25 protein-coding genes and 1 tRNA gene are annotated in these 26,549 nt (G+C 66.0%); 10 read left to right on the top strand and 16 right to left on the bottom strand.

The features are described from left to right. Positions 1-138: 138 nt before the first annotated feature. From VQ042_RS09430 to VQ042_RS09405, 6 genes are all read right to left on the bottom strand, one after another. Complete coding sequence (locus VQ042_RS09430; RefSeq protein ID WP_331818501.1) at positions 139-1,068, bottom strand: electron transfer flavoprotein subunit alpha/FixB family protein; 930 nt, start codon at positions 1,066-1,068, stop codon at positions 139-141. 81 nt (positions 1,069-1,149) lie between these two features. Then, a complete protein-coding gene (locus VQ042_RS09425) occupies positions 1,150-1,899 on the bottom strand; it encodes an electron transfer flavoprotein subunit beta/FixA family protein (protein WP_331818499.1) in 750 nt (249 codons plus the stop codon). A gap of 220 nt (positions 1,900-2,119) precedes the next feature. Next, positions 2,120-2,857: a rhomboid family intramembrane serine protease gene (locus VQ042_RS09420; protein WP_331818497.1), complete on the bottom strand. Its 738-nt coding sequence runs from the start codon at positions 2,855-2,857 to the stop codon at positions 2,120-2,122. Positions 2,858-3,114: 257 nt separating this feature from the next. After that, positions 3,115-3,687, bottom strand: a complete 573-nt coding sequence (locus VQ042_RS09415; RefSeq protein ID WP_331818494.1) for a cob(I)yrinic acid a,c-diamide adenosyltransferase — start codon at positions 3,685-3,687, stop codon at positions 3,115-3,117. Between the two features lie 445 nt (positions 3,688-4,132). Then, positions 4,133-4,321 (bottom strand): twin transmembrane helix small protein, encoded by a 189-nt coding sequence (locus VQ042_RS09410; RefSeq protein WP_331818492.1) that lies wholly within the window; start codon positions 4,319-4,321, stop codon positions 4,133-4,135. Between the two features lie 94 nt (positions 4,322-4,415). Further along, on the bottom strand, positions 4,416-5,306 hold the full coding sequence (locus VQ042_RS09405) for a DMT family transporter (RefSeq protein WP_331818490.1): 891 nt from the start codon (positions 5,304-5,306) through the stop codon (positions 4,416-4,418). A gap of 231 nt (positions 5,307-5,537) precedes the next feature. On the opposite strand from VQ042_RS09405, the gene VQ042_RS09400 reads away from it, so the two are divergent. Further along, a complete protein-coding gene (locus tag VQ042_RS09400; RefSeq protein ID WP_331818488.1) occupies positions 5,538-6,500 on the top strand; it encodes an AEC family transporter in 963 nt (320 codons plus the stop codon). Here the strand turns inward: VQ042_RS09400 and gluQRS are convergent. Then, on the bottom strand, positions 6,472-7,401 hold the full coding sequence (gene gluQRS, locus VQ042_RS09395) for a tRNA glutamyl-Q(34) synthetase GluQRS (RefSeq protein ID WP_331818486.1): 930 nt from the start codon (positions 7,399-7,401) through the stop codon (positions 6,472-6,474). The two genes, VQ042_RS09400 and gluQRS, sit on opposite strands and share 29 nt — an antisense overlap. Before the next feature lie 74 nt (positions 7,402-7,475). Here gluQRS and VQ042_RS09390 point away from each other — a divergent pair, with 74 nt between their 5' ends. The 3 genes from VQ042_RS09390 to VQ042_RS09380 all read left to right on the top strand — a co-directional run bounded on the left by VQ042_RS09390 (position 7,476) and on the right by VQ042_RS09380 (position 10,266). Then, positions 7,476-8,147: a DNA-3-methyladenine glycosylase family protein gene (locus VQ042_RS09390; protein ID WP_331818484.1), complete on the top strand. Its 672-nt coding sequence runs from the start codon at positions 7,476-7,478 to the stop codon at positions 8,145-8,147. A 180-nt stretch (positions 8,148-8,327) separates the two neighbouring features. Further along, positions 8,328-8,888 carry an HNH endonuclease gene (locus VQ042_RS09385; protein ID WP_331818483.1) on the top strand — a complete coding sequence of 187 codons (561 nt, stop codon included), beginning with the start codon at positions 8,328-8,330 and terminating at the stop codon, positions 8,886-8,888. A 181-nt stretch (positions 8,889-9,069) separates the two neighbouring features. Next, the gene (locus VQ042_RS09380; RefSeq protein ID WP_331818481.1) at positions 9,070-10,266 is read left to right on the top strand and encodes a DUF3095 domain-containing protein; all 1,197 of its coding nucleotides are present in this window, start codon (positions 9,070-9,072) and stop codon (positions 10,264-10,266) included. Here VQ042_RS09380 and VQ042_RS09375 read toward each other — a convergent pair. The 3 genes from VQ042_RS09375 to VQ042_RS09365 are packed head-to-tail and all read right to left on the bottom strand — an operon-like array spanning position 10,259 to position 12,336. Then, positions 10,259-11,164, bottom strand: coding sequence for an AEC family transporter (locus VQ042_RS09375; RefSeq protein WP_331818479.1), 906 nt, complete (start codon positions 11,162-11,164; stop codon positions 10,259-10,261). The two genes, VQ042_RS09380 and VQ042_RS09375, sit on opposite strands and share 8 nt — an antisense overlap. 45 nt (positions 11,165-11,209) lie before the next feature. Beyond that, positions 11,210-11,743, bottom strand: coding sequence for a disulfide bond formation protein B (locus VQ042_RS09370; RefSeq protein ID WP_331818477.1), 534 nt, complete (start codon positions 11,741-11,743; stop codon positions 11,210-11,212). Between the two features lie 11 nt (positions 11,744-11,754). Further along, on the bottom strand, positions 11,755-12,336 hold the full coding sequence (locus tag VQ042_RS09365; protein ID WP_331818475.1) for a YqaA family protein: 582 nt from the start codon (positions 12,334-12,336) through the stop codon (positions 11,755-11,757). A gap of 157 nt (positions 12,337-12,493) precedes the next feature. On the opposite strand from VQ042_RS09365, the gene VQ042_RS09360 reads away from it, so the two are divergent. Both VQ042_RS09360 and VQ042_RS09355 read left to right on the top strand, forming a co-directional pair. Continuing rightward, a tRNA-Leu gene (locus VQ042_RS09360) sits at positions 12,494-12,578 on the top strand. A gap of 26 nt (positions 12,579-12,604) precedes the next feature. After that, on the top strand, positions 12,605-14,266 hold the full coding sequence (locus VQ042_RS09355; RefSeq protein ID WP_331818473.1) for an AMP-binding protein: 1,662 nt from the start codon (positions 12,605-12,607) through the stop codon (positions 14,264-14,266). Here VQ042_RS09355 and VQ042_RS09350 read toward each other — a convergent pair. From VQ042_RS09350 to VQ042_RS09335, 4 genes are all read right to left on the bottom strand, one after another. Further along, positions 14,263-15,513 (bottom strand): GNAT family N-acetyltransferase, encoded by a 1,251-nt coding sequence (locus VQ042_RS09350; RefSeq protein ID WP_331818471.1) that lies wholly within the window; start codon positions 15,511-15,513, stop codon positions 14,263-14,265. The genes VQ042_RS09355 and VQ042_RS09350 overlap by 4 nt on opposite strands. 151 nt (positions 15,514-15,664) lie before the next feature. Next, positions 15,665-16,216, bottom strand: coding sequence for a DUF924 family protein (locus VQ042_RS09345; RefSeq protein ID WP_331818469.1), 552 nt, complete (start codon positions 16,214-16,216; stop codon positions 15,665-15,667). Positions 16,217-16,351: 135 nt separating this feature from the next. After that, on the bottom strand, positions 16,352-17,488 hold the full coding sequence (locus VQ042_RS09340) for a CobW family GTP-binding protein (protein ID WP_331818508.1): 1,137 nt from the start codon (positions 17,486-17,488) through the stop codon (positions 16,352-16,354). Then, positions 17,485-18,945, bottom strand: coding sequence for a serine hydrolase (locus VQ042_RS09335; RefSeq protein ID WP_442880061.1), 1,461 nt, complete (start codon positions 18,943-18,945; stop codon positions 17,485-17,487). The genes VQ042_RS09340 and VQ042_RS09335 overlap by 4 nt, the downstream gene beginning before the upstream one ends. Positions 18,946-19,093: 148 nt before the next feature. Here VQ042_RS09335 and VQ042_RS09330 point away from each other — a divergent pair, with 148 nt between their 5' ends. Further along, positions 19,094-20,263, top strand: a complete 1,170-nt coding sequence (locus VQ042_RS09330) for a M20 aminoacylase family protein (RefSeq protein WP_331818467.1) — start codon at positions 19,094-19,096, stop codon at positions 20,261-20,263. 27 nt (positions 20,264-20,290) lie between these two features. Here VQ042_RS09330 and VQ042_RS09325 read toward each other — a convergent pair whose 3' ends face one another. Beyond that, positions 20,291-21,457 (bottom strand): GGDEF domain-containing protein, encoded by a 1,167-nt coding sequence (locus VQ042_RS09325; RefSeq protein ID WP_331818464.1) that lies wholly within the window; start codon positions 21,455-21,457, stop codon positions 20,291-20,293. Between the two features lie 276 nt (positions 21,458-21,733). Here VQ042_RS09325 and VQ042_RS09320 point away from each other — a divergent pair, with 276 nt between their 5' ends. The 3 genes from VQ042_RS09320 (at position 21,734) to VQ042_RS09310 (ending at position 24,726) form a co-directional block, all read left to right on the top strand. Further along, positions 21,734-22,492, top strand: a complete 759-nt coding sequence (locus VQ042_RS09320; RefSeq protein WP_331818462.1) for a Crp/Fnr family transcriptional regulator — start codon at positions 21,734-21,736, stop codon at positions 22,490-22,492. Positions 22,493-22,913: 421 nt separating this feature from the next. Beyond that, complete coding sequence (locus VQ042_RS09315; RefSeq protein ID WP_331818460.1) at positions 22,914-23,525, top strand: CarD family transcriptional regulator; 612 nt, start codon at positions 22,914-22,916, stop codon at positions 23,523-23,525. Positions 23,526-23,856: 331 nt separating this feature from the next. Further along, complete coding sequence (locus VQ042_RS09310) at positions 23,857-24,726, top strand: RNA polymerase factor sigma-32 (protein ID WP_009210780.1); 870 nt, start codon at positions 23,857-23,859, stop codon at positions 24,724-24,726. Positions 24,727-24,823: 97 nt separating this feature from the next. Here the strand turns inward: VQ042_RS09310 and VQ042_RS09305 are convergent, their stop codons facing one another. Then, positions 24,824-26,314, bottom strand: a complete 1,491-nt coding sequence (locus VQ042_RS09305) for a M48 family metalloprotease (protein WP_331818453.1) — start codon at positions 26,312-26,314, stop codon at positions 24,824-24,826. Positions 26,315-26,549 lie beyond the last annotated feature (235 nt).

Genomic DNA, 26,549 nt, shown 5'->3' with positions numbered 1-26,549 from the left:
CGGCGGAATCCCGCCAAACTGTCGATGACCAACAAACGATTGAAGGCCGGGTGGAACGAGAAATTCCTCGTCAGCCTCATCTCGTGAAATTCAACTCACCCGATTCCCCTGCGCGCGCCGGGCCGCGCGCAAGCCGCCTCAGAGCTTGTCCTTGAGCTCGGGCAGCAGCTGGAACAGGTCGCCCACCAGGCCGTAATCGGCGACCTGGAAGATCGGCGCTTCCTCGTCCTTGTTGATCGCCACGATGACCTTGGAATCCTTCATGCCGGCCAGGTGCTGGATGGCGCCGGAGATGCCCGCCGCGATGTAGAGGTCGGGCGCCACGACCTTGCCGGTCTGGCCGACCTGCCAGTCGTTGGGCGCGTAGCCGGCGTCGACCGCCGCGCGCGAGGCGCCGATCGCCGCGCCCAGCTTGTCGGCCAGCGGCAGAAGCACCTCGTCGAACTTCTCCTTGGAGCCCAGCGCCCGCCCGCCGGACAGGATGATCTTGGCGCTGGTCAGTTCCGGCCGCTCGCTGTGGGCGAGCTTTTCCTCGACGAAGGTCGACAGGCCGGGATCGCCGGCCGCGTCCACCGCCTCGACGGCGGCCGAGCCGCCCGCGCCGGCCGCCTGGAAGCCGGAGGTGCGCACGGTGATCACCTTCTTGGCGTCGCTCGACTTCACCGTCTGGATGGCGTTGCCGGCATAGATCGGCCGCTGGAAGGTGTCGGCACCCTCGATGCCGATCACGTCCGAAATCTGCATGACGTCGAGCAGCGCGGCGATGCGCGGCGCGACGTTCTTGCCGGCGGTGGTCGCCGGCGCGACGATGGCGTCGTAGCCGTCGGCCAGCTTGACGACCAGGTCGGCCAGCGGCTCGGCCAGGCCGTGGCCATAGGCCTCTGCGTCGGCGTGCAGCACCTTGGCGACGCCGTCCAGCTGGCCGGCGGCCTCGGCCACGGCGGCAGAGCCGGAACCGGCCACCAGCACATGCACCTCGCCGCCCATCTGGGCGGCCGCGGTCAGCGCCTTGGCGGTCTGCTCGGACAGGGTCTGGTTGTCGTGTTCGGCGATGAGAAGCGTGGTCATGATCGCGGGGTCTCCCTGGCATCGGCCGTCGCCGCCGCGTCACGCGGGCGACAGGCCGGCCTCGAATCTACAGGAACGTGCTCAGAGCACGCCGGCTTCGTTCTTCAGCTTGTCGATCAGCTCGTCGACGCTGGCGACCTTCACGCCGGCCTCGCGCTTGCCCGGCTCGGCGGTCTTGAGAACTTGCAGCCGCGGCGTCACGTCGACGCCGAAATCGTCCGGCGACTTCTCCTCGAGCGGCTTCTTCTTGGCCTTCATGATGTTCGGCAGGGACGCGTAGCGCGGCTCGTTGAGGCGCAGGTCCGTGGTCACGATCGCCGGCATCGTCAGGTCGATCGTCTGCAGGCCGCCATCGACCTCGCGCGTCACCCGCGCCTTGCCGTCCGACAGCTCGATCTTGTTGGCGAAGGTGCCCTGGCTCCAGCCGAGCAGCGCCGCCAGCATCTGGCCGGTCTGGTTGCAGTCGTCGTCGATCGCCTGCTTGCCCAGGATGACGAGGTCCGGGCTCTCGGCCTCGACGACGCCCTTCAGGATCTTGGCGACGGCCAGCGGCTCGGTCGGCTGGTCGGTCTTGACCAGGATGCCGCGGTCGGCGCCCATGGCCAGCGCGGTGCGGATGGTCTCCTGCGCCTGCTGTGGGCCGACGGACACCGCGACGATCTCGGTCACCGTGCCGGCTTCCTTCAGCCGGATCGCCTCCTCGACGGCGATCTCGTCGAAGGGGTTCATGCTCATCTTGACGTTGGCGAGGTCGACGCCCGTGCCGTCCGGCTTGACCCGGATCTTCACGTTGTAGTCGACGACGCGCTTGACTGCGACGAGAACCTTCATCGGTCGTGTCTCTCCCTTGCTGGGCGCTTGGGCGCCCGAAAGCCTCATGTCCTGCCCGGCCCGCGGTCCTCCCGCGGCGGCCGCGCGGGGACGGGCCGGATGGCCGGGAGCGATATCTGACTTTTACGTAATCGTCAAAACTCTGCCGGCGCGTAGCGGCCTTGTGCGACCCCCGCGCCGATCTTGCAAGGCCCCATGCGGCCCGGCCCGCCATCGCGCCTCACAATCGCTCCTCGCCGGCGTCGGCCAGCTCCACCGCCCGCGGCGTGCGGATCTGGCGGTCGAACAGGGGCACGCCGCGCCGGCGCAGCACCAGCGTCAGCGCCGCGCCCGTCACGATGCCCCCCGCATGGGCGGCATAGGACACGTCCTCGGCCCCCGACGCCAGCAGCGCGAACTGGATCGCGATCCACACCATCAGCAGCAGCCAGGCCGGCAGGTTCAGCGGAATGCGCCCGAAGGCCAGCACCCACACCCACACCCGCGGATGCAGCATCAGATAGGCCGCCGCCACGCCCGACACCGCCCCCGACGCGCCGATCAGCGTCGCCTCCGAGCCCGGAAACACCAGCGCGTGCAGCGCCGCGCCGGCCGCCGCGCAGGCCAGGTAGAACAGCAGGAACCGCAGATGCCCGAAGGCGTCCTCGACATTGTCGCCGAACACCCAGAGGAACAGCATGTTTCCCGCCACATGCCAGATATCCAGGTGCAGGAAGGAATAGGTCAGGAAGTTCAGCCAGGGCGGCACCGCCACATAGGGCGGCGGCAGCTCGGCAAACCCGTTCACCACCGCCGGGATGAAGCCGTAGGAGATCTCGAAGGCCGACAGGATGGCCCCGGCCTCGCCGCTCGCCTGCGCGAACAGATAGACCAGCCCGTTCACCGCGATCAGCCCCACCGTCACATACTGGAAGCGGATGTGGCGCAGGCGGTTGGCATCGTAGAAGGGGACGAACACAGCGAACCTTTCACCGGGGCCTTTGGGCCGAAGTCTTCTGGACGGTCTTTTGGACGGTCTTTTGGACGGGGCCTTCTGGACGCAGATTTTGGGCCAAAGCCTTCCGGACGCCGCCTTGCGCCTGAGCCCCCCTGGGACCGAACCGCTTGGACCGAACCTCCTGGACCGAACCTTCCGGCCGGTCTTGCCGGCGGGCCGTCCGGCTGCCCGCCTGCCCGCAAGGTCTCCGCGAAGCCTGCGCCGATCGGGCCGCCCCGTCAGCGGCTGGCGCCGGGCACCCACAGAACATCCGTCCTGCCGTCGTCATTGGCAATGCGGCCGGCGACGAAGAGATGGTCGGACAGGCGGTTGACGTAGCGCAGCGCGTCGTCGGCGACGCGCTCGCCGTCCTTGCGCGACAGGGCGACCATCAGCCGCTCGGCCCGCCGCGCCACGGTGCGGGCATGGTGCAGATGGGTGGCGGCGGGCGAGCCGGCCGGCAGCACGAAGCTCTTCAGCGGCTCCAGCCGTGCGTTCATCGCGTCGATCTCGCGCTCCAGCGCGTCCACCTGCGAGGCGACGATCTTCAGCGGCTCGTAGGGCAGCGGCTCGCCGGTCTCGGGCGTCGCCAGTTCCGCGCCGAGATCGAACAATTCGTTCTGGATGCGCGCCAGCATGGCGTCGAGTTCGCCGTCGGCATGCAGTCGCACCAGCCCGAGAATGGCGTTCAGCTCGTCGATCGTGCCGTAGGTCTCGACCCGCAGATCGCTCTTCAACCGCCGCTCGCCGCTGCCCAGCCCCGTCTCCCCGGCATCGCCGGTCCTGGTATAGATCTTGTTCAGCTTGACCATGATGTCTCCGATTCGGCGCCATCATAGGGGATGAGCGGGCGGAGGACAGGTGCGGCTGGATGTATATGGGCGACTGCGATGCGGTCGATCTACGTCGATCGCGGTCATCGTAAGCCCAAAAGGTAGCCCGGATCATGCATCAGGGCGCGCCTGACATTCCCGTTGGACATTGGCGGCACTGTCGGGTTGGTGTCGCCCATGCTTTTCGGGCGCGCTCGCGGTGGCGGCGCGGTTCGGGATGTTCGGGTTTTGAGGTTGCGGTTTCGGGGCGAGCGGGGGCGACGGCCGGGGCTGTCGTCAGACTGGCGCCATGCGCGGCAGTCGCTCGAGAAGCAGGCGCATCAGGGGCGCGGCGGGACAGGCCCGCTTCGTCATCCTCGCGCGCAGCGCGGGGATCCATGCCGGAGGCCCCGCAGGGTACGCCCCGGACGGGCAACGCCGCCCGCTAGCGCGCCAGCAGCAGCACGCCGACGATGAGGATCACGGCGACGCCCTGCAGCATGACGCGGGCGCGCATCAGCTTCTGCGAGCGGTTGCCGTCGCCGCCCTTCATCATGTTGAACAGGCCGAAGAGCAGGACGACCGCGGTCGCGATCATGACCGCCAAAGCGGCATAGGTGAGGAAGTCGGACATGCCGGCCTTTGTCGGTTCTGGGGGGTGACGCCATCATATAGGGGCGCGCCCCCCAAAACGAAGGCGGGCCGTCACGGCGATCGGTCGCAGGCCGTCACACGCTTTTCGGGATGGTGCGGCTGCGGCCGCCGCGCGTGGCCGCCGCCACGCCGACGCCGGCCAGCACCAGCCCGGCGAGCTGGATCGCCGTCAGGGTCTCGCCGAACAAGAGCCACGCCAGCACGGCGGTGACGCCAGGCACCAGGTACATCAGCGAGGCGACCGAGGAGACGGCGCCCTCGCGGATCAGGAAGACCAGCAGGAACACCGCGCCGATCGACAGGACGAAGACCAGCCAGACCAGCGCGAAGACGAGCTCGCCGGTCCAGGCGACGACCATGGTCTCGGTGGTCCAGGCGACGAGCAGCGTCGGCACGAAGGCGCCCAGATATTGCAGGGCCGTGCCGGTGCGCAGGTCGACGCCGCCCACGAAGCGCTTTTGCCACACCGAGCCCGCCGAGATGGCGATCGCCGACAAAAACACCGGCGCCAGCGTGGTAAAGCCGTAAGCGCCGGCGCCATCGAGCCGGGGCAGGATGACCAGCGCCACGCCGATGAGCCCCAGCGCAAGGCCGAGAAGATGGCGTGGCCTCACGCGCTCGCCCAGAAAACTGGCGGCCAGGATCGTCGTCAGGATCGGCTGCAGCCCGACGATCAGCGCCGCGATGCCGGCATTGAGCCCGTGGCGCACGGCGAAGAACACGCCGCCCAGATAGACGCCGTGGATCAGGCTGCCGGCGATCATCGCATGCAGCGCCGGCCAGCGCCCCGGCCAGGGCGCCCGCACGGCGACGACCAGCGTGCCCAGGATCGCCAGCGCCAGCGCATAGCGCAGCGCCAGGAAGGTGAAGGGCTCGGCATGGGGCATCGCGTAGCGCGCGCCGATGAAGCCGGTCGACCACAGAAGGACGAAGACGGCCGGAAAGAAGGGAAGCAGCCTCTGCACGGGCGGGTCGGCCTTTTCGACGGATGGGCGCTCCCGGGCGGTGGGGCCGGGCCGGAGCAGAAATGCGGCGCCACTCGATAGCAGGGGCACGGCCGCACCGAAAGGCCGCCCGGTCTCGCGCGGCCGGGCGAGACCGGGCGGCGGGCGCGGCGCGGCGCCGAAATCCGGTTGCCGGAATTTGCGCTCGGCCGCCCTTGCCGCTATCGCGGGCCGAACGCGCGCCGGTGGCCCATGCAAACGATCTTCAATGTCATCGTGCCGATCTTCAGCCTGATCGTCATCGGCTTCGTCTTTGCCAAAGCCAGGCTTCTGTCGGAGGCGACCGGCGAGGCGCTGGCCCGCTTCGTGTTCGTGGTGGCGGTGCCGGTGCTGCTGTTCCGCACGCTGGCCACCGCGCAGTTCGGCGACGTCAACCCGCTGGCGCTCTGGGCGGCCTATTTCGGCGCCGTCGCGATCGTCTGGACCGCCGGCACCCTGCTGGTGCGCGCGCTCTCGGATGCCGACCGGCGCACCGGCGCCATCGCCGGCATCGCGGCGAGCTTTGCCAACACAATCTTCATCGCGATCCCGACCCTGCAGCGCGCCTATGGCGACGCCGGGCTGGAACCGCTGCTGGTCATCGTGTCGATCCATCTGCCGGTGATGATGATCGTCTCGACCCTGGTCATCGAGCGCGCCGCCATGCTGGACGCACGCGAGACCGACGGCGCGCCGCCGGTGGCGGTGTCGCTCGCGGCGACCATGCGGCGGGTGCTGCGCAACCTGGCGACCAACGCCATCGTCATCGGCATCCTGGCGGGTCTGGCCTGGCGCGGTACCGGCCTGCAGCTGGAAGCCCATATTGACGAGGTCACCGGCCTTCTCGGCAGCACCGCCGGCCCGCTGGCGCTGTTCTCGCTCGGCATGTCGCTGACCCGCTACGGGCTGCGCGGCGAACTGGTCTCGTCCTTTGTCGTGGCGACGCTGTCGCTCCTTGTCATGCCGGCCATCGTCTACGCCCTCGCCAGCCAGTTCGGCCTGCCGCCGCTCTGGCTGAAGGGCGCCGTCCTCACCGCCGCCGCGCCCGCCGGCGTCAACGCCTATCTCTTCGCGGTCCACTTCCGCTCGGGCGAAAAGCTCGCCTCGTCGACGATCTTCGTCTCGACGGTGCTGTCGGCGGTCAGCCTCAGCGTCTGGCTGACGATCCTCGGCTGACGCTCCGGGCGGCCGGTCCCTGCGGCAGGCCGACCATCCGGCGGATGTCCTCGGCGCCCAGGCCCGCCTCGCGCAGCGCCCGGATCGCGGTGTCGCCGGCGCTCTTGGACAGCTTGCGCCCGTCCGGTCCCAGGATCAGCTCGTGGTGATGATAGCGCGGCACCGGAAGGCCGAGCAGCGCCTGCAGCAGGCGGTGGATGCTGGTCGCGGGAAACAGGTCGCGGCCGCGCACCACATGGGTGATGCCCTGCAGGGCGTCGTCGACCACCACCGACAGATGGTAGCTGGTCGGCGTCTCCATGCGCCCGAGCACTACGTCGCCCCATTCCAGCGGCCGCGCCACGACCTCGCCGCCGCCCTCGTCCGCGGCCAGGCCGGTTTCCTCGAAGGTCAGCGTGCCGAGGCTCGCGACGGCCTTCGCCGTGTTCAGCCGCCAAGCGAAGCGCTCGCCGTCGCGCATCTTCTGTTCGCGCCGCCGGCTCGACAGGTCGCGGTCGAGCGCCGGATAGAGCGGCGCCCCGTCCGGGTCGCGCGGCCAGGCCTCGCCCTCGTCCGCCTCGTAGCGATGGGCAAAAGTCCGTATTTCCCCCCGCGACATGAAGCCCGGATAGATCAGCTCGGCGTCGCAGAGCGCTTCCAGCGCGGCGGCATAGTCGGCGAAATGCTCGGACTGGCGCCGCGGTGCCGCGTCCCAGTCGACGCCGAGGAAGATCAGGTCCTCCGCGATTTGCCGTTCGTACTCGCGCGTGCACCGCGCCTGGTCGATGTCCTCGATCCGCAGGAGGAACCTCCCCCCCGCCTCCCGCGCCATCCCCCGATTGACCAGCACGGAATAGGCATGGCCCAGATGAAGTTCGCCATTGGGGCTGGGGGCGAAGCGGAAGGCTGGCTCAGTGTGCATCGAATCGGCTTCCCCTCGTTTGGCGCGACTTCTACGGTCGCTTTTGGCAAGGACGATGACGGACAGACGAGAAGATGCGGCCGCATGGTTCGCCGGACAAGGCAGGGATCATCCGCACCGAGGCGGACATAGCGGCGGGGCTATCGGCGCTGGTGCGCATCGATCCGCGGCTCGAAGCCGTCGCCGCGACCGCAGGCCCGTTGCCGCTGCGCCGCGATCCCGGCGGCCTGCCCGGCCTTGCCCGCATCATCGTCGCCCAGCAGGTGTCCCGTGCCAGTGCCGCCGCGATCTTCGCCCGGCTGGAGGCCGAATTCGACATCGCCGACCCGCAGGCCTTCCTCTCGGCCGACGACGCGGTCTATCGCCGAGCCGGTCTGTCACGCCCCAAACAGCGCACGGTCCGTGCCGTCGCCAAGGCGGTGGATCGGGGCGATCTCGATCTTGCCCGAGTGGAAGTGGCGCCGGTCGATACGGCCCTCGCCGAGTTGGTAGGCGTCAGCGGAGTCGGCCCATGGACCGCCGAATGCTATCTGCTGTTCTGCGCCGGCCATCCCGACGTCTTCCCCTCCGGCGACCTAGCGCTGCGGGTGGCACTTGCCCACGCCTTCCACCATGACGCACGCCCCAGCGCGCGGCAGGCCGCCAGCCTCGCTTTGGCCTGGGCGCCACACCGCTCGGTCGCCGCCCGCCTGTTCTGGGCGTATTACGCGGCCATCACGCGGCGCGAGGCAGCGCCTGCGGCATGACGTAACGCGCTGCGGCATTTATCCACAGATCTTCTGTCCGCGCCGCCGGACAAGGGCTGCAATGCGGGTTCGCACAGCGCGCCAGCCGCTGCGGGACGAGGCTTCACAAACCCGACACGATGGCGCACGATACTCCTTGCAAGCTTGGTTTTGGCTCGATGGGAGGTAGGAAGACTACCTGTGACGATCGCTGTTACTCAGGACTTATCCCCGACGCTCGTTCTGAACGCCGATTTTCGGCCGCTCAGCTACTACCCTCTGTCTCTCTGGTCCTGGCAGGACGCGGTCAAGGCGGTGTTTCTCGACCGGGTGACCATCCTGGCGGAATACGATCGCGCCGTGCACAGCCCGACCTTCTCGATGCGCCTGCCCTCGGTCGTTTGCCTCAAGACCTACATCAAGCCGGCGCGCTTCCCGGCTTTCACCCGCTTCAACGTCTTCCTGCGCGACCGCTTCCAGTGCCAGTATTGCGGCTCGCCCCACGAACTTACCTTCGACCACGTCATTCCGCGGTCTCGGGGTGGCCTGACGACCTGGGAGAACGTCGTGGCGGCCTGCTCGCCCTGCAATCTCAAGAAGGGCGGCCTGATGCCCAAGGCCGCCAAGATGTTCCCGCACCAGACGCCGTTCCAGCCGAGCGTGCACGATCTGCACAACAATGGCCGGCTATTCCCACCCAACTTCCTGCATGAAAGCTGGCTCGACTATCTCTACTGGGATTCCGAGCTCGATCCCGAATAGGCCGGACCGCAACCTTCGCAATGCGCCGTTGCGCAGACCCGATATTCTTCCGGCTGTGATCATTCGCTGGCGTACCGTCACGCGGTTGTGCACCGTGAGTCGTGGACGAGGTCGGCAGCCGGGCTCTACATGACGGCCGGAGGGCGACACCAACCGCCCCCATGGCCGGCAAGGATATGGGATGGACGCGACGAGCCCGGACGACTCCAGTAGCGCGCCTTCCATCGGCCTGGAGTTCTACGAAGCGCTTCCCGTCTCCGGCAGCATCATCGGTCTCGGCGATGCCGGTACCTATCATCCACTTCCTGACGATTGGGTCGTCGGCGTCGCCGATATCGTCCGTTCGACCGACGCAGTCACGGCGGGCGGCTACAAGCGGGTGAACACCGTCGCCGCCGCTGTGATTGCAGCGGTCGCCAACGGACTTGGCGGCCGCGAATTTCCCTTCGTCTTCGGCGGCGACGGCGCTGGTTTTGCCCTGCCCGCGCACGAGGCGGACACCGGACGCGCCGCGCTCGCTGCCGTCGCGGGGTGGGCGCAAACCGCATTCGGTCTGTCGCTGCGCGTGGCGATGGTACCGGTCGCAACGATCCGCGAGAACGGCCACGACGTGCGGGTCGCCCGATTCGCCCCGTCCCCGAACGTTTCCTATGCAATGTTCGCCGGCGGCGGGCTTGCCTGGGCCGAGCAGCGGATGAAGGCCGGCGAATTTCATGTCACGGCGCAGGACGGCGAGACCGCCCGACCGGATCTCGCCGGCCTGTCCTGCCGCTTCTCCGAAATCCCGGCGCGCAGAGGCCTGATCCTGTCGGTCGTGCTCCTGCCCGCGCCCGGTGCTTGCCCCGACTCCTTCGCGAAACTGGCGCACGACATTCTCGAACTCGGCGTCGAAGGCGATCACGATGGCAATCCGGTGCCGCCGGAAGGGCCGGAGTTGCATTGGCCCCCGGCCGGGCTGCCGATCGAAGCGGAAGTGCGCAAAGCGATGACCGGCCTGCCGCTCTGGGCCTCGCGCATTTCCGTCGCGGTCCGCACCCTGCTGTCGCACCTGACGTTCGTGACCGGCACGCGAGTCGGCGCCTTCGACCCAGTTCGCTATCGCTCGGAACTCGCCCGCAACAGCGATTTCCGCAAGTTCGACGACGGGCTACGCATGACCCTTGATTGCACCGAGGCCGTTGCCAGCCGGATCGAGGCGCGGCTCGCAGAGGCCCGCGCGGCAGGTCTTGCGCGAACCGGCAGCCATCGCCAGGCGGCAGCGCTGATGACTTGCTTCGTTCCGTCGGCCAGTCGTAGCGACCATGTTCATTTCGTCGACGGCGCGGCAGGCGGCTATGCCGCAGCGGCGGCGATGGCGACCGCCGGTCCGATCAGATGAGAACTGCCAGGACGAGAGGCAGGCTGGCCGCGGCTAGCAGCGTTTGCAACGTGACAAGTCCGGCCATCAGCGTCGCATCGCCCTTCAGCTGCGTTGTCAGCACATAGGCGGTTGGCGCCGTCGGTAGAGCGAAGAAGATTACCAGCAACGTCCCATCGAGCGGCGGCAGCGCCAGGAGCCCGGCGATCGCGTAGGCGAGAAGCGGCATGGCGATCAGTCGCGCCGCGCTGTTGGCGGCGAGGATCCCGGTCTCGGCCCGTGCCGCCTTCAGCTTCAGCGCCGCCCCCACGCACAGGAGGCCCAGCGGCAGGCTGGCGGCGGCTAGTAGACCGAGCAGACGGTCGATCCCAAAGGGCAGCCCAAGGCCGAAGAAGGCGACGATCGCGCCCGCAAGACAGGCAAGGATCAAAGGATTGCGCAGCACCGGCATCACCAGTTCGCGTGCGCTGGTATGGCGCTCGGATGTGAGCGCTATCACCGAGAGAACGTTCACGGTCGGCACCATCACGGCCAGGATAACCGCTGCCCGGGCCAGCCCATCCGGACCAAAGATGCCCGCTACCAGGGCAAGGCCGAGATAGGTGTTGAATCTGGTGATGCCCTGGACGATCGGGCCGTAGCGCGCCGCCGGCCAGGCAAAGAGCCGGCGCAGCGCCAGGAGCATGAGCGACGCCGCGGCCAGCACCGAGAAGATTGCCCCTGCGAGCTTCAGGATCGACGGGTCTGCCACCGGCGCATTGGCGAGGCTGGAAAACAGCAACGCCGGAAACAGCACGAAATAGTTGAGCTTTTCGGCGGCCGGCCAGAACCCCTCTCCTGGAAAGCCGGATCGGCGGAAGCCGAGGCCGGCGAGGATCAGCGCGAAGAGCGGCCAGAGGGTCAGGAACAGCGTCGACATGCTCGGTCTTCACGGGAGTGCCGCCCCGGTTTGCCCGGGGCCGTTTCAGGCGAAGCGGTCGGCCTTGGCGACCGCACTGCGCAGGCCGATGGCGGCGAACAGAGCCGAGGCGAGGGCGTTCCAGCCCGCAAAGGAAAGGCCCAGGAAGCGGCCAGCCGCCTCGTCGCAGGAGGGCGGCCGGATGGCATCGATCGCCGAAAGGAGGTCGCCGCTTCCCAGATCGCCGCCTCCGACCTGAGCGCAGTCCGTCGGGCCGGGCCAGTAGCCCCATTCGACCCCGGCATGAAAGATTCCGAGATACAGCGAAACCAGCATGATCAGCCCGATCGCCAGAAGCAGCAGCCGCGTCAGGAGGGCCGGCGCCCGCCCTGCGGCTGCCACGAAGGCGATCAGCGCCAGCGGGATAGCGACATAGTAGGGAATGCGCTGTTGCAAACAGAGTGCACAGGGAATGTAGCCGCCGACATGCTGGAAGAGCAGTGCCGTTCCCACGGTGATCGTCGTGCCGGCGAGAATGAAACCGGAGGCGAGGGTCTGGCGAAAGCCGGTCGGGCGCAGGAAGCGGTCAGTCAATGCCATGCCATCATCCGTTACATCACATAGCGAACGGCGACGAAGCCGCCGATCAGCAGGACCATAAAGAGGGTGAAGAGCAACCCGAGATTCTTCTCGATGAAGCCCTGGATCGGCGCGCCGAAGCGCTGCAGCAGCCACGCAACCAGGAAGAAGCGGATGCCGCGACCGACAATCGAGACCAGGGTGAAGGTCACGAGGTTCAGCCCGGTGACGCCGGAAAAGATGGTCAACACCTTGTAGGGAAACGGCGTCAGCGCAGCGAAGAGCACGGCCCAGCCGCCCCAAGCATTGTAGCGGGCGCTGAGTTCGGCGAAGGCATCGGCCTTGCCGTAGATCTCCAAAACTGGCCGGCCGATCAGGTCGAAGAACAATGCGCCGATCGCATAGCCGAGAAACGCCCCGAGGACGGAGGCGACCGTGCAGATCATTCCGATCCGGAACCAGCTGCGCGGCCGCGCGATCACCATCGGGATCAGCATCGCGTCGGGGGGGATCGGGAAGACGGAGCTCTCGATGAAGGAGACCGCAGCGAGACCGCGTTCCGCGTGGCGGGTGGCGGCAAGCGACATGACCCAGTCGTAGAGGCGGTGGAGCATGGCGAATGTCCGTGGAAGCGAGACGGGCGAGCCCGATCCGCCCGCATTAGGACGATCGGCGGGCGAACGCAACGGAGAGATGAAAAGCTGTTGCATCCGCCATTGACCCAATGTGCGCGCCGTCTATAGTCCGCCAACGAACGGAACTGAACCGTTCGCCCCTGTGGCGGAATTGGTAGACGCGCGCGACTCAAAATCGCGTTCCGCAAGGAGTGCTGGTTCGATTCCGGCCAGGGGCACCAATGTTCCGGCACCGTTTCGGAACGACATGACCATCATATCTCCCACCTACGAGACGCTGCGCGCCGGGTTCCGATGGAACCTGCCGGCAAGATTCAACATCGCCGAAGCCTGCGCGGATGTCTGGGCGCGAGTCGATCCGGACCGCATCTGCCTGATCGAGGATCGCGGCAGCGAGCCAGCGGTTTCGCTCAGCTACGGCGAACTGGCGCAACGCTCCGCCCGGCTGGCTGCCGCCTTTGCGGCGCGCGGCATCGGGCGGGGCGACCGGGTGGCGATCGTACTGCCGCAGAGCTTCGAAGCGGCGATTGTGCATCTGGCAGTGTACCGGCTCGGCGCCATCGCCGTGCCACTGGCCTTGCGCTTCGGACCGGAAGCGCTGGAATTACGCCTGCGTGCATCGGGCGCAAGGCTTGCGGTAATCGATGCGAGCGGACTGCCGGTCCATGCGGCAATCACCGGGCCGTTGCCGGACCTCGCCGAAATCGTCACTGTAGGAGCCGGTCGCGCCGACATGCTTGAGTTGGCCGAACTGGAACGCTTGGCGCCGGATGCGTCGCCGGTTGCGCCGACCACACCCGACGACCCGGCGATGATCATCTTCACCTCCGGCACGACCGGCCCTCCCAAGGGCGCCCTGCACGGCCACCGGGTGCTGCTCGGCCATTTGCCCGGAATGCGCTTCCACCATGAAGGAATGCCCCAGGACGGCGACCGGATTTGGACGCCAGCGGACTGGGCCTGGGCCGGCGGCCTTCTCAACGCGCTCCTGCCCTCTCTGCTCCTCGGCGTCCCGGTGGTCTATTCGCGCGACCGGTTCGATGCCGCCGCAGCCTTCGCGCTGATGGCCCGTCAAACGGTGCGAAACGCCTTCCTGCCGGCGACCGCGCTCAGAATGATGAAGGGCGCAGCGACGCCGGAGGCGATCGCCGGGCTCGACCTGCGCACCATCGGTTCTGCCGGGGAGGCGCTGCCTGCCGACACCTTCGCCTGGGCCCGAGACACGCTTGGCGTCACAGTGAACGAATTCTACGGCCAGACCGAGTGCAACATGGTGCTGGGATCGTCGGCCGCCCTAGGCGTTTCGCGCGCCGGCGCGATCGGCAAGCCGGTGCCCGGCCACAATGTCGCGATCCTGGACACAGACGGCGGCAAGGTTCCGCGCGGTGAGACCGGAACGATCGCCGTGGCGGCGCCCGACCCGGTGATGTTCCTCCGCTACTGGCAGGATCCGGAGGCCACGCGCGACAAGTACATCGGCGCGTGGCTGATGACCGGCGACCAGGGCCAGATGGACGACGATGGCTATATTCGCTTCGTCGGGCGCGACGACGACATCATCACGTCAGCCGGCTACCGGATAGGACCGGGCGAAGTCGAGAACTGCCTCCTCGCCCATCCGGCAGTCCACATGGCCGCGGTAATCGGCAAACCGGACCCGTTGCGCACCGAGATCGTCAAGGCCTATCTCGTTCTCACCGAAGGCCATACGCCTAGCGCGGACCTGGCGCGGGACATCCAGCTTTTCGTGCGCGAGCGCCTGTCGGCCCACGAATATCCCCGCGAGGTCGCCTTTGTGGATGGGATGACGCTGACGACCAGCGGCAAGATCGTCCGCCGTGAGTTCCGCGACAGAGCGGCGCGCGAGGCGGCGGAAGCCGCCACGGAGAATGCTCCGCTACCCGCCTAGCGGACGGCGAGCATGCCCTGCAGACGCTGACGCGTGAGGCGGACGAGATTGCGCGAGCGACGCATGGAAGCCAGCCCGCGGGCGACCTTCTCGACTCGGTTACCGCTGTCGGACGTCAGGCCGATGACGAGCGTTCCCACCGCGATCCGGTCGGGCCAGAACCGGTTCATGACGAAATGGTCGGGCACCGTGCAGGAATCGGCCCTCTCGACCGCGGGATCGCCCAGCATCGCGCTGGTCGCTGCGGCGACGAGCTGCTGCCCCGGTGACACCGCGGCGAAGGTCTCGTCATAGGCGGTCTTCCAGGCATAGGCTTCGCCGCGATCGACGAGCACGACGAGGCTGGCCACCGGGCGGCTCCCGGCATGCAGGGTATAGATGCGGACCCGGCCGTCCTGTGCCAGAGCATTGATCGCCTCGCGGGCGAAAGCGGAGCGGTAGCGGTCGATGATCAGTGCGGTGCGCTGACGGCCTTTCCAACCACTGGCTTCCAGACTGAAGAAATCCTCCAGCGCCAGCCGGACGTCATCAGGGCTTTGGGCCGTGCGAAGCGACACACGACCAGTCTCGGCCAGATGGCGAGCCTGGCGGGCGAGTTCGCGCCGGCGGCGGCCGGACAACGACGTCGGTATCGCGCCGTCGCCGGTCTTGACCAGCGCCGCGCGGGAGGTGGTGTTCACGACTGTCGTCGGGAGTCCGCCCTTCCCCGCCACGGCAAGCAGCGTCGTCGCCATCGGCCCGTCGATGCGCACATCCGGGACGACGAGCATGTCGGGCAGGCCAAGCTCGGGCCGGGTTAGGGTCGATAGGAAGCTCGCCAGCGTCTCGTCCGGATCGTCGCCATCGACCGGCAGCGTGCCGAGGGGCCCGAAGGGATGGGTCCAGGCGCGAATGGTCGACACGCCACCTATGAAGGCGGAACGCTCGACGGAAAACGGCATCAGCAGGCGCAGCCGGCTGCGGGTGCCCTTTTCGTCGCGCACGACCATAAGCCTGACCTTTCGGTCATCGAGCCGCGGCATGGCCGGCGCCAGAAACTGCGGATCGAAGAAGACGTTCGGCTCGATCGCTCGCCGCGACAAATGTGCGAGTTCGCCAACCAGTTCGAAAACGGCATTCGGTGCATAAATCGACAGATGCCGGGACATGCGGGCCTGCGGTACCGCCAGATCGATCTCCGGCAAGACGGGGGGCGAACCCTCGAACAGCGGAACGACAGGAGTTACCGGCGGAAGGGCTCCGAACATCTCAGTCATTGAGGGTTTGGCTACCATCGGTCACTTTCAGCAGTCCCGCTTCGCCCGCCATTACGAAAATCTCGTTGACGGCTACAGGTTATGGGAAGGGGCTTAACGAGGCATACGCCGAGAACTTTAAAAAGTTACGGACCGGGCCGTTTCAGCCTGAGAACCCACCCGACTCGAGGAATTCCCTCTCCTCGGCTGTCGACTGACGCCCCAGAACGGCGTTCCGATGCGGAAAGCGGCCGAAGCGGGCGATGATGTCGCGGTGTTCCTCGGCAGCCTTCTGGTTCGCCAGTTCGCCGATCTTCTCCATCCAGGCAACACAGGCTTCCTGGTCGGCCAGATCTTCGGAGTGCATCAGCGGGATGGCGAGGAAGGCGTTCAGATCCTCGCCGACGATCCGATCGTCGCGGCGCTCGAGCGCAATGCGGGCGATGGCCAACGCCTTGTCGTCGGTTGCGAATGCCCGCGGCGAATTGCGGAAGATGTTGCGCGGGAACTGATCGAGCAGGATGACCAAAGCAAGCGCGCCGGTCGGCTCTTCGATCCAGGTGTCGCGGTCGCCCGCCGCCGCCTGTTCGTAGATATCGCCGAAGCGGTGCCGGATCGTGGCATCGAACGCGTCGTCCTTGGCGAACCAGCGCTTCGGGCCGGCATCACGCCAGAAATCGACGATGATCTGGGGATCCATCGCATACTCGCTCATGGGGGACCTTCACATGCGGAAATGGGGTAGCAGGCGCTGCCCACCAGATAGGGTCGTCGCACCGCAATCGGAAGATCGCAGGACATCACGGCAGCCGCCGTTCATTTTACTGAGGCGCGGGCGTGAGCCTGAAGATCACAAAAAGCTGTGACCTGGCACCGCGAGAGGATTGTCCTCGAGAGCCGCGCGATCGGGCGCGTCGATACGGGCACCGCCGGTGAACGCAGCAAAAAGATCGCGGACATAGGTTTCCGGCAGCCCATCACCAATCAGCACGATTCGCGTCTCGCGTTCCGTGCCCTTCGGCCACGCTGACAATCGCGCCGGCGGATGCTGGTATTCGCGGACGCCGTGAAGCACGACAGGCCGATCGGGGGTTTCGCGAAGATGGACGATCGCCTTCATCCTCAGGATATGTTCGCCTTGGGTCATGCGCAGAAGATCGAGAAACGCCTCGACCGCTTCCCAGGCGATAGGCCTGCTTTCGACAAGGGAGAAGGAGCGGATGCGGCCATGCGAATGGGACCCTTCACCATGATGGTGATGGCTGGGATGCACATCGTCGCATGTCTCCAGTGCCTCAAACGGAATGGCGGTTTCGCCAGCAAGGCCAAGCCAGCGCCAGGCGTTTATGGCTCCCGTGGCCGGGTCGTAGAGGCCGCAATTCAGGAGGCGGTCCGCCAGCAGTCGTCCGTCCCCTGCATCGATGATTTGGGCGCGGGGGTTGAGCCCGGCCAGTGCAGCGTCGAGCGCGGGGCGGGTGGCCATGTCGGCGAGATCACCCTTGGTCACGACGATGCGGTCGGCGACGGCCACCTGCCGCCGGGCTTCGGCATGTTCGACAAGATTGCGGCTTCCGGCCAGACGGTCGACAACTGCGACCACGCCGTCCAGCACATAGGCCTCCAGAAGCGCAGGCTGGGCCATCAGCGAAGCGAGGATCGGCGCAGGATCTGCGAGCCCGGTCGTCTCGACGATCACCCGCTCCAGCGGCGGCTCGCCCTCGGGCCGCGGACGCCTGGCCAGATCGACCAGCGTATCGACCAGTTCGCCGCGCACGCTGCAGCACAGGCAGCCGTCGGACAGTTCGATCACGCCATCGCTGGACGCGGTCTCAATGAGAAGCTGGTCGATTCCGGTCTCGCCGAATTCGTTGACCACCACGGCTGCGTTCGTCACGGCCGGCTCGGCGAGAAGACGGTTGAGCAGCGTCGTCTTGCCGGCCCCGAGGAACCCTGTGAGAACGGTCAGCCTGAGCTCGGCGCGGGTCAGTTTGGCGTCCGTTCGAGCGCACGCGGCACCGGCGCCGTCGTCGTCTCGCGCAGTGCTAACGCGTCATCGTGGCGGATGGAAAGGCGCGAGGTCTTTCCGTCACGATCAACCCCCGGGCCCGTGGCTTCGGAATTGCCTGCACTGTCGCCCGCGCCTTCGGCGGTGACCTTGGCCTCCTCCCCGTCGACCGCTTCCTCGCTGGTCGCGGCGGGGGCCTGCGGTTCTTCCGGGACAGGCCCGCCCGGTTCGCTGGAGACATCCGCTTTGGTTGGCGGCGTATAGTCTGGGCGCGGCGTCGGCAGCGGAATGCCATAGGCAGCAATGACTGAGATGCCGGGCTCGGCGATCTCGTTGCCGGCGGCGCCACCGAGGCTCACCCGGAAGACGACAGGCGAACGCTCGAGATCGTGCATGTGGGGTGAGCCGAAGGTCTGGTCCCGCCCGCTTTCCTCGACCCTTTCGTTGGCCCGCGCGGTTCGGCCCTCAGGCGAACAGATATACTCGGAAATATCGACGAGGTCGCCGGATGCGCGCGGTAGTTCGTCGACCCGAAGGTCCACCGTCGCAGGGTCGGTTGCAAAGCCCGCCTCCAGTATCTCGGCGGAATAGCGTTCGCGCGGTATAGTGCCGTTTGCGCCAAGCACCACCGCCACGAGCGTGCGTCCGTCGCGTGTCGCGGAGGACACGAGGTTGAATCCCGACGCACAGATATAACCAGTCTTCATGCCGTCGGCACCGTCGAATCGGCCGAGCAGCTTGTTGCCGTTGTTCATGATCGCCGAACCGGTGGAGATCGCCTCCGTACCGAAATAGTCGGCAAAGGCCGGAAACTCGCGGCGGATCGCGAGACCGAGGATGGCGAGGTCCCTGGCCGAGGAGTACTGTCCCTCGCCCGGCAGCCCATTGGCGTTGATGAAGCGCGTATCTGCCATCCCAAGCCGCGCGGCCGTGTCGTTCATCATCTCGACGAATGACTCCATCGACCCGCCGACCGTCTCGCCGATAGCATAGGCAACGTCGTTGGCCGACTTCACCAGCATCATCCGCATGGCGAGGTCGAGCCGGATCACCGAACCCGGCTTGAAGCCCATCTTGCTGGGTGGCTCGGCAGCAGAGCGGCGGGTGACGATGACCGGCGAGTCGAGCGCCAGCTTCGAATCGCGCAAGGCCGCCAGCACCAGATACGCGGTCATCAGCTTCGTCGTAGACGCGGGATAGCGTCGTTCGGACGCACGCTCTTGCGACAAGACTTTGCCCGTCGCGACATCTACCACGATCGAGGCCATCGGCTGGACCGCTGCCGTTTCGGACTTTTCGGTCGTCTCGGCCTTTGCCGTCTGGGCCAGCGCGATTCCGCCGCCCCACGGCGTCACCGCGAGAGCGAGGGACAAAAGGCAAACAAGGGGAAAAGCCGGAAATGATCGGGACGCGCGCGTCTTCACGCTGGATTCCTTCATTGATTGCGGTCAGGCTGCCGTTCGTCGCCGATCCGATACAGCCTGCGGGCGCGTAGCCTCCGCCTGTGACCCAAGCATGGCAACGCCGGATTGACGCATCGACCTCACATTTCTTTGTAGGTCCGGACTAGAGAGTCGGAAAGTCGCTATGCCTGTCAACAACCGAATCGCGGACGCGCAACTGGAGATAGCCGGCTGGCGCCAGCACATGCACCAGCGGCCGGAACTCCTTTACGACGTACACGAGACGGCGGCCTTCGTCGCCGGCAAGCTGCGCGATTTCGGCTGCGACGAGGTGATTACCGGCATGGGCACGACCGGTGTCGTTGGCCTCGTACACGGCCGAAGCGGCGCCGGTGGTGCGATGGTCGGTCTGCGGGCGGACATGGACGCGTTGCCGATCACCGAGGAGACCGGTGTGGCATATGCCTCGCAAGTGCCCGGGGTGATGCATGCCTGCGGTCATGACGGGCATACGGCGATGCTGCTCGCGGCCGGCCGCAGCCTGTGCGAAACGCGCGCCTTCGATGGCACGGTTGCCCTGATCTTCCAGCCAGCGGAGGAAGGCGGCGCCGGGGCGAAGGCGATGATCGAGGACGGCTTGTTCGACCGGCTGCCGATCAGCCGCGTCTACGGCATGCACAACCTGCCGGGCATGCCTGTCGGCCGGTTCGGCATGCGAGGGGGTCCGATCATGGCATCCACCGACGAATTCATCATCACCGTGGACGGCCGTGGTGGCCATGCCGCCCTGCCCCATCGCACGGTCGATCCCATCATCGTCGGCGCCGCCATTGTTCAGGGACTGCAGGCGATTGTCGCGCGTAACGCCGATCCATTGCAGTCGCTGGTCGTCTCGGTGACTCAGTTCCATTCCGGCTTCGCCCACAATGTCATACCGGACGAAGCGATGGTGTCCGGAACTGTGCGCGCGCTGTCGCACGAACTGCGCGAACTGGCCGAAGTGCGGATTCGCGAGATTGCCGCAGGGGTGGCCGCGGCGCATGGCGCGAATGTGCGGGTCGACTACGACCGCAACTACCCCATCACGGTCAACGACGCCGAAGAAGCAGAGTTCTGCGCGGGAATCGCGGCCGAGATTGTGGGTGCCGACGCTGTGGACAGAGCCGCCGCGCCGCTGATGGCCGGCGAGGACTTCTCCTACATGCTGGAGAAACGCCCCGGCGCCTATGTCTTCGTCGGAAACGGCGACAGCGCCAGCCTGCACAGCGCGAATTACGATTTCGCTGACGACGCGATTGCCTATGGCGCAAGCTATTGGCAACGCCTTGCCGAGGCGGCTCTCGCCCGGGGATGATTCTGTCGCCTTCCCGGAACGCAGATGTCAGCCTGCAATCGCCAGGCTCTCCGCCTTGATCGGGGATGCCAGTTCGAGCGCTAGCACGGACAAACCTGACTGCCTGCGGCCATAGACCACGACACGGTCGCGGCCCTCGCTCTTGGCCTCGTAGAGCGCTGCATCGGCGCAGCGATAGAGGGTGTCCGCGTCGTCGGCATGCTGGGGCGTGGCGGCAACGCCGATGCTCACAGTCAGGGACAGGCGCCGATCCCGGGCAGTCAGCGGGGCGGTTTCGATGGCGTGACGTATGCGCTCTGCTGCGCGTCGCGCCTGTGGGATCCCTGTCTGCGGCAGGATCACCGCAAATTCCTCACCGCCGTGGCGGCAGACATAGTCGCCGTGCCGCACGCAGGACCTCATGATCTTCCCGACAGCCTTCAACGCCTCGTCGCCGATTTCGTGACCATAAGTGTCGTTGATCTGCTTGAAATAATCGAAATCGACCACGAGGAGTGCGGCGCCCACCGGGCCGTGCCGAGCTTTGGCCAATTCGTCGGCAACCAGCGCGTCATAGGCTCGGCGATTGGCGAGACCGGTGAGGGAATCGGTAAAGGCGTCCACTTCCAGGCTCTGCTCGCGTCGGATCATCCGCGCCTCTCGCTGCATCATCGAGCCCATCACGAAGACGCCGGCCAGATAGGTCGGTACGACATAGGGGATCACGCGCGCCGTTAACGTCAGAGGATCCGGCACGGGCAAGAAGATGAACAGCGCCACATGGGCGGATACGACGAGGCCGAGCAGCATGAGATGACGACGTTTCGCCGTTTGGCCGGACCGGTACAGCCAACCCCACACCAGCCCCACGCCGGCGGCAAACACGACCGTCGTGACACCGATGGGCGCACCGACGCCCCCGAGCCAGATCCGGAAGAGCACGCCCGCGAGCCCTGCTAGCAAAGCGGCCGGCCAACCTACGAAGGCTCCTGCCAGTGCGACGATCACGCAGCGCACGTCGATGATGATACCATCGGCGAGCGGCGCTGCAGACAGCATCGCGGCAATCGTGCCAAGCGCGAAGACCGACCCGTGCAGCCATGGCCGCAACGAGTGGTCAGGCACCAGACGCTCGAGCGTGCCGAAGGCCAGGGCAATCAGCGCCATCAGGCCAAGCCCGTTCAGGAGCACGAAGAAGAGATCGAAATCGGCCACGATACCCGGTCAATCGGATCATTGAACTCGTTCGACTGTCGCGCCGTTCTTGTTCGAAATGATTAATCTTCGGTGAGGGTGTGGCGATTCTCCCGGTCCGTGGCACATGTGTCGCGCACCATTCCAAGTGCATCCCGCAATCAGCTTCCCAAACAAGAACGGCCTTGCAGCCCCGGCATCCGCCTGTCATGCGGGTGAGATGGCGACACGGAACGATAGCAGTCGCTGGAAAGCTCACGATGTCTCCGGTAGCGGGATTGAAAGGAAGGCTGCGCGTTGACCAACGATGCCCATCGCAAGCTGATCACTCGTCTCGACAAGGTGGCGGAGTTGGATGACGAGGATCGGGCTGCGCTTTCGGCTCTGCCTGTCATCATTCGCGACGTGCAGGCAGACGAGGATATCGTCAGCGAGGGCCAGACGGTCTCCCATTGCTGCATTCTGGTCGAGGGCTTTACCTGTCGCTATCGCAACATCCGCGACGGCAGGCGGCAGATCATCGCGTTTCATGTTCCTGGCGACATTCCGGACCTGCACAGCCTGCACATCCACTACATGGACCACAGCTTCGCGGCGATGACACCCTCGCGAGTCGGTTTCGTTCCCCATGAAGCCGTCTGGAGTCTGTGTCGTGAGCGGCCCAATGTCGCCGCTGCACTGTGGCTGGAGACACTGATCGATGGTGCGATCTTCCGCGAATGGATCGTGGGGCTCGGCCGCCTGTCCGGCAAGAGTCGCACGGCGCATCTTCTTTGCGAACTCGCGGTCCGGCTACGCGCAGTGCAACTCGCGCCGGATCTCGTCTACCACCTCCCGCTCACCCAGCATGAACTGGCCGATGCGCTCGGGCTGACGGTCGTGACGGTCAATCGGGTCTTGCAGGAACTGAAGGCCGAAAACCTGATCGATCGGGAACGCTCGCGCATGACGATCAAGGACTGGCCGGCCCTGGCGCGCGTCGGCGAATTCGATACGAATTATCTGCACTTCCGCGTACCGGTGACGATGTCAGCTGGCGGACCCGGTCCGCGCTGATTGCGCCTTTGAACGATCCGCCACCGGGAGGCATGGGTGACGCGGCGCATCAAGCAGGTCCACGATTCGTGGCACGCCGATGCTGCGCCGCGGTGAACAGCCAACCAAACGGCAAAACCTTGAATTTTTCGTCTGATTGGTGTACTGTCGTCACACAGTCGGCCTGATGGCCAGCTCTTGACGCCGTCCAGCGCTCTCGGGCCTGTCCGAAAAGGATGCTTCCCCTACCGAGTTGAATGATCAACCGCCTGCGACCCTCTTCGGTCCATGCGGTGCTCATGCGGGAACACGGGAGGCGATTACACCGATCGACTGCGGTCCGGCAAGTACCGCCGGGCCCCAAGCAAACGGCGGCGCCTGCGCCGCCACCCGTGTCTAGCGGCTGCCGCGGCCAGGCACAACAGGGAGTTTAAAAAAGCGTATGAGCAGTCAGAAGAAGGCTTCCAACCGCCAGGGATTCAAAACCGGAGAGAGCATTGTCTATCCGGCTCATGGCGTCGGCCAGATCGTTGCCATCGAGGAGCAGGAAGTAGCGGGCATGAAGCTCGAGCTCTTCGTCATCGACTTCGAGAAAGACAAGATGCGCTTGAAGGTACCGGTCGCCAAGGCCGACGCCGTCGGCATGCGCAAACTCTCTGAAACGGATTTCGTCGAGCGCTCGCTGAAAGTCGTGCAGGGCCGCGCTCGCGTGAAAAAGACCATGTGGAGCCGCCGTGCACAGGAATACGACGCCAAGATCAATTCCGGCGACCTGATCCAGATCGCCGAGGTCGTCCGGGATCTCTACAGGGCCGACAGCCAGCCCGAGCAGTCCTATTCCGAACGGCAACTTTACGAAGCTGCGCTCGGTCGCATGGCTCGCGAGCTTGCCGCAGTCAACGAGGTCTCCGAGACCGAAGCCGTGCAACTGATCGAGCTGAACCTCAACAAAGGCCCGAAGCGCGGTGCCAAGGGCGAGGAAGAAGCCGAGGGCGAGACCGACGTGCCTGCTGCCACAACCGGCGAAACCTCCGAGCAGGAAAAGGCTGCCTAAGGCAGTCCACACAACTGACCACCGCCTGCAGATGGGATTGGGCCGGCCACCACGAGGTGAGCCGGCCTTTCTTGTGGTTGCCCGTCGGCAGGGGCTAGCGTAGGCTGCCGATGTGGAGACGGCGAATGCGCCCCGGTGAAGCAGTGTCATCTGCCTGAAGCCACTCGCTTCCCTTGCCGAACCCCGCAACCCCACTACCTAGGCCAAAAAAGTTTTCCCCTCCGGGAACGTTTGCGCCGTCACGGTGTTTTGTCAGCACCGACGCGTGAACCCGCAAGCAGCCTCGCTCGGTAGGCCACGGCGCCTCATAAGCTTGACCGGAGGGTAACCGATGAAGTCACAGTCCGCTCGCCGTACGTTGATCCGTGCGGCCATGTCTGCCCCTTACCTGCAGCGCGAGGAAGAGTACGAACTGGCGGTGCGCTGGAAGGAAAAGCGCGACCAGGAAGCCCTTCACAAAATCACCTCCGCCCATATGCGGCTCGTCATATCCATGGCGGCCAAGTTCCGCCATTTCGGTTTGGCGATGAACGACCTTATCCAAGAAGGCCATGTCGGGCTTCTGGAAGCCGCGGCCCGGTTCGAACCCGAACGAGAAGTCCGCTTTTCGACCTACGCGACCTGGTGGATCCGTGCCTCGATTCAGGATTATATCCTGCGGAACTGGTCGATCGTTCGCGGCGGTACCTCCTCCGCCCAGAAGGCGCTCTTCTTCAACCTGCGTCGCCTGCGGGCACGGCTGAGCCAAGGCGCCGATGGCGGCGTTACCGGTAGTGCGATGTACAAGGAAATAGCGACCGCACTGAAAGTGTCGGAAGGCGATGTGGCACTGATGGACTCCCGCCTTTCAGGTCCCGATTCCTCGCTCAACGCACCGTTGATGGAAGACGAGTCCGGCAGTGCCGACCGCCAGGATTTCCTCGTGTCGAACTCCCCCCTCCCCGACGAGATGGTGTCGGTGTCGATCGACGACGAGCGCCGCGTGACCTGGCTGCATAGCGCCCTCGACGTGCTCTCGGAACGGGAGTTGAAGATCATTCGCGAGCGTCGGCTTCAGGACGACGGCGCGACGCTGGAAGCGCTGGGCACCAAGCTCGGCATTTCCAAGGAGCGTGTGCGCCAGATCGAGACCCGGGCGCTGGAGAAACTGCGGGCCGCGCTACTCGAGACCAATGCCGACCGCAGTGCCTATGTAAGTTGATCGCAAGACGACAGGTTGACGAAAGAGGGCTCCCGGTCGGGAGCCCTCTTTCGTTTCGGTCCGCTATTATCGCCGCACCCCGGCGAGCAGGCGAAGGTCACTCGGCGACGATTTTGTAGCGCTCACCCGCGTTCACGGTGTCGCTGGCACCCAGGTCGTTGAGTAGCCGGAACATTGCCGTCTTGCCGTCGACACCGACCATCCGGCCGGCGAGCGAGGCCGTCGTATCATTGGGCGAAGCGGTGACAATCCGGATGCGCAGCGGCTTTAGGCTTTCCTTCTCGGCGGTGCCCAGTAGCCGGAACGATCCCGCGACCTTCCCTGCAATACCGGCCGCCGTCCCGGCCGAACGGGCCTGCACGGCCGTCAGAAAGCGATAGACCTGCCCGCCGACGCGCACGACGGTCACGTCGAAGACATATTCCCCGCCCTCGGCCCGGGCCGAAACTGCGTCGAGATTGCCGATCTTGAATGCCCGGATGCTCGACGGATCGAGGCCTCCGATCCAGCCGCTACTGACGTAATCGACGAGACCGGTTGTCTTGGGCAGTGCGACACCATCGAAACGAATCGCGGTGTCGTTCGGACCGCTGGCCAGAACCGCTTCGGCGGTGTTGTCGATGACGAACCCTTTCGGCACCTCAAAGGTGATGCCGAGGCCTGGATGATAGAAACGCTGCTCACGGACATAGCCCTCGACTGCCGAATCGCCGAACAGCATGCCGTCGATGCCCGCCAGGTAGCGATCGCGATCGGTCGTGCCAGTCCCTGGCTGGCCATATTCGCGCGCATGCCGGTTGGCGAGATCGATCCGCTGCGGCGCCGAGGGGTGCGAGGCGAGGAAGTCGAGTTCCGGATCGCCGGCCTGGAAGGCGGTGCGAATCTTGGCGTAGGAATCCATCGCCTTGAGGAACCGCGCTGCGGCGAAGGGATCGAAGCCAGCCTTGGCGATGTGACGAATGCCCAGGACGTCGGCCTGCAGTTCCTGCTGACGCGAGAACTGCGCAAGGCTCAGCTTGCCGCGGGCGAGCGCCACCTGGCCGGCCGGTTCGCTGGCCAGGACTTCGCTGACAACGCGACTGGCGATCTCGGCGGCCTGCTCGCGCTGCTGGCGTTCGATGCCGTGGTTGGCGGTGATATGCGCCATCTCGTGGCCGATGACCGCTGCGACCTCGGCCGAATCGTTGGCCAGCGCCACGAGGCCGCGGGTGATGTAAACGTAGCCGCCCGGCAGCGCGAAGGCGTTGACGTTGGGCGAATTCAGTATGGTGATGCGATAGGCGCGGTTCGGATCGTCGGTTTCCGCCGCCAGCTTGCCGACAATGGTCGCCAGCGTGCGCTCCAGCTTTGGATCGGAATAGGCACCACCATAGGCGGCCAGGATCTTGGGATGCTGGGAGCGTCCAATCACCGATTGCGGATCGCTGCGCTGGACGTTCTCAAAAGTGATCGGACGGCGCGTCGCCGCATAGCCGGCCTGCACGCTGCTGCTGGCAGGCGAAAGACCGTCCAGCCCCTCTTCGATCGACGTGCAGGCGCCGGCTGCCAGCATCGCGACGAGCGCTGCACCGCCGATCATGCTGCGCATAAGGCGTCCCGCACGATCAGGACCGGAGTTCATTGCCATCGCTGCGATCGTCGCCCCCAACCCTTCGCCTTCCAAACCAACGCTTACCCGAACCGCTGTCACACGAGTTAGGATCGAACAGCAACAGATTCCGAAAAAGCGCCGCCGCTTTGTCTCTTGCCCCTCGCCTTTTCGGTATCGGGTAAATCCGCCGGAAATGCGTCGATCGCGACGGCTTTGCGACGAACGAGGCGCT

It is taken from the genome of Aurantimonas sp. A2-1-M11 (assembly GCF_036549475.1).
In the GTDB taxonomy this organism is placed as follows: domain Bacteria; phylum Pseudomonadota; class Alphaproteobacteria; order Rhizobiales; family Rhizobiaceae; genus Aurantimonas.
Note: the sequence above shows the minus strand (reverse complement) of the source record. Positions and strands in the feature narration are given on the sequence as shown.

Coding starts and splice junctions, on each gene's coding strand:
- VQ042_RS09310 (WP_009210780.1), top strand. CDS start 23,857: ATGAAGTCACAGTCCGCTCGCCGTACGTTGATCCGTGCGGCCATGTCT.
- VQ042_RS09425 (WP_331818499.1), bottom strand. CDS start 1,899: ATGAAGGTTCTCGTCGCAGTCAAGCGCGTCGTCGACTACAACGTGAAG.
- VQ042_RS09415 (WP_331818494.1), bottom strand. CDS start 3,687: ATGGTCAAGCTGAACAAGATCTATACCAGGACCGGCGATGCCGGGGAG.
- VQ042_RS09365 (WP_331818475.1), bottom strand. CDS start 12,336: ATGCTCCACCGCCTCTACGACTGGGTCATGTCGCTTGCCGCCACCCGC.
- VQ042_RS09345 (WP_331818469.1), bottom strand. CDS start 16,216: ATGAGCGAGTATGCGATGGATCCCCAGATCATCGTCGATTTCTGGCGT.
- VQ042_RS09315 (WP_331818460.1), top strand. CDS start 22,914: ATGAGCAGTCAGAAGAAGGCTTCCAACCGCCAGGGATTCAAAACCGGA.
- VQ042_RS09380 (WP_331818481.1), top strand. CDS start 9,070: ATGGACGCGACGAGCCCGGACGACTCCAGTAGCGCGCCTTCCATCGGC.
- VQ042_RS09335 (WP_442880061.1), bottom strand. CDS start 18,945: ATGAAGGAATCCAGCGTGAAGACGCGCGCGTCCCGATCATTTCCGGCT.
- VQ042_RS09350 (WP_331818471.1), bottom strand. CDS start 15,513: ATGTTCGGAGCCCTTCCGCCGGTAACTCCTGTCGTTCCGCTGTTCGAG.
- VQ042_RS09375 (WP_331818479.1), bottom strand. CDS start 11,164: ATGTCGACGCTGTTCCTGACCCTCTGGCCGCTCTTCGCGCTGATCCTC.
- VQ042_RS09370 (WP_331818477.1), bottom strand. CDS start 11,743: ATGGCATTGACTGACCGCTTCCTGCGCCCGACCGGCTTTCGCCAGACC.
- VQ042_RS09430 (WP_331818501.1), bottom strand. CDS start 1,068: ATGACCACGCTTCTCATCGCCGAACACGACAACCAGACCCTGTCCGAG.
- VQ042_RS09330 (WP_331818467.1), top strand. CDS start 19,094: ATGCCTGTCAACAACCGAATCGCGGACGCGCAACTGGAGATAGCCGGC.
- VQ042_RS09305 (WP_331818453.1), bottom strand. CDS start 26,314: ATGCGCAGCATGATCGGCGGTGCAGCGCTCGTCGCGATGCTGGCAGCC.
- VQ042_RS09400 (WP_331818488.1), top strand. CDS start 5,538: ATGCAAACGATCTTCAATGTCATCGTGCCGATCTTCAGCCTGATCGTC.
- VQ042_RS09355 (WP_331818473.1), top strand. CDS start 12,605: ATGACCATCATATCTCCCACCTACGAGACGCTGCGCGCCGGGTTCCGA.
- VQ042_RS09410 (WP_331818492.1), bottom strand. CDS start 4,321: ATGTCCGACTTCCTCACCTATGCCGCTTTGGCGGTCATGATCGCGACC.
- gluQRS (WP_331818486.1), bottom strand. CDS start 7,401: ATGCACACTGAGCCAGCCTTCCGCTTCGCCCCCAGCCCCAATGGCGAA.
- VQ042_RS09390 (WP_331818484.1), top strand. CDS start 7,476: ATGCGGCCGCATGGTTCGCCGGACAAGGCAGGGATCATCCGCACCGAG.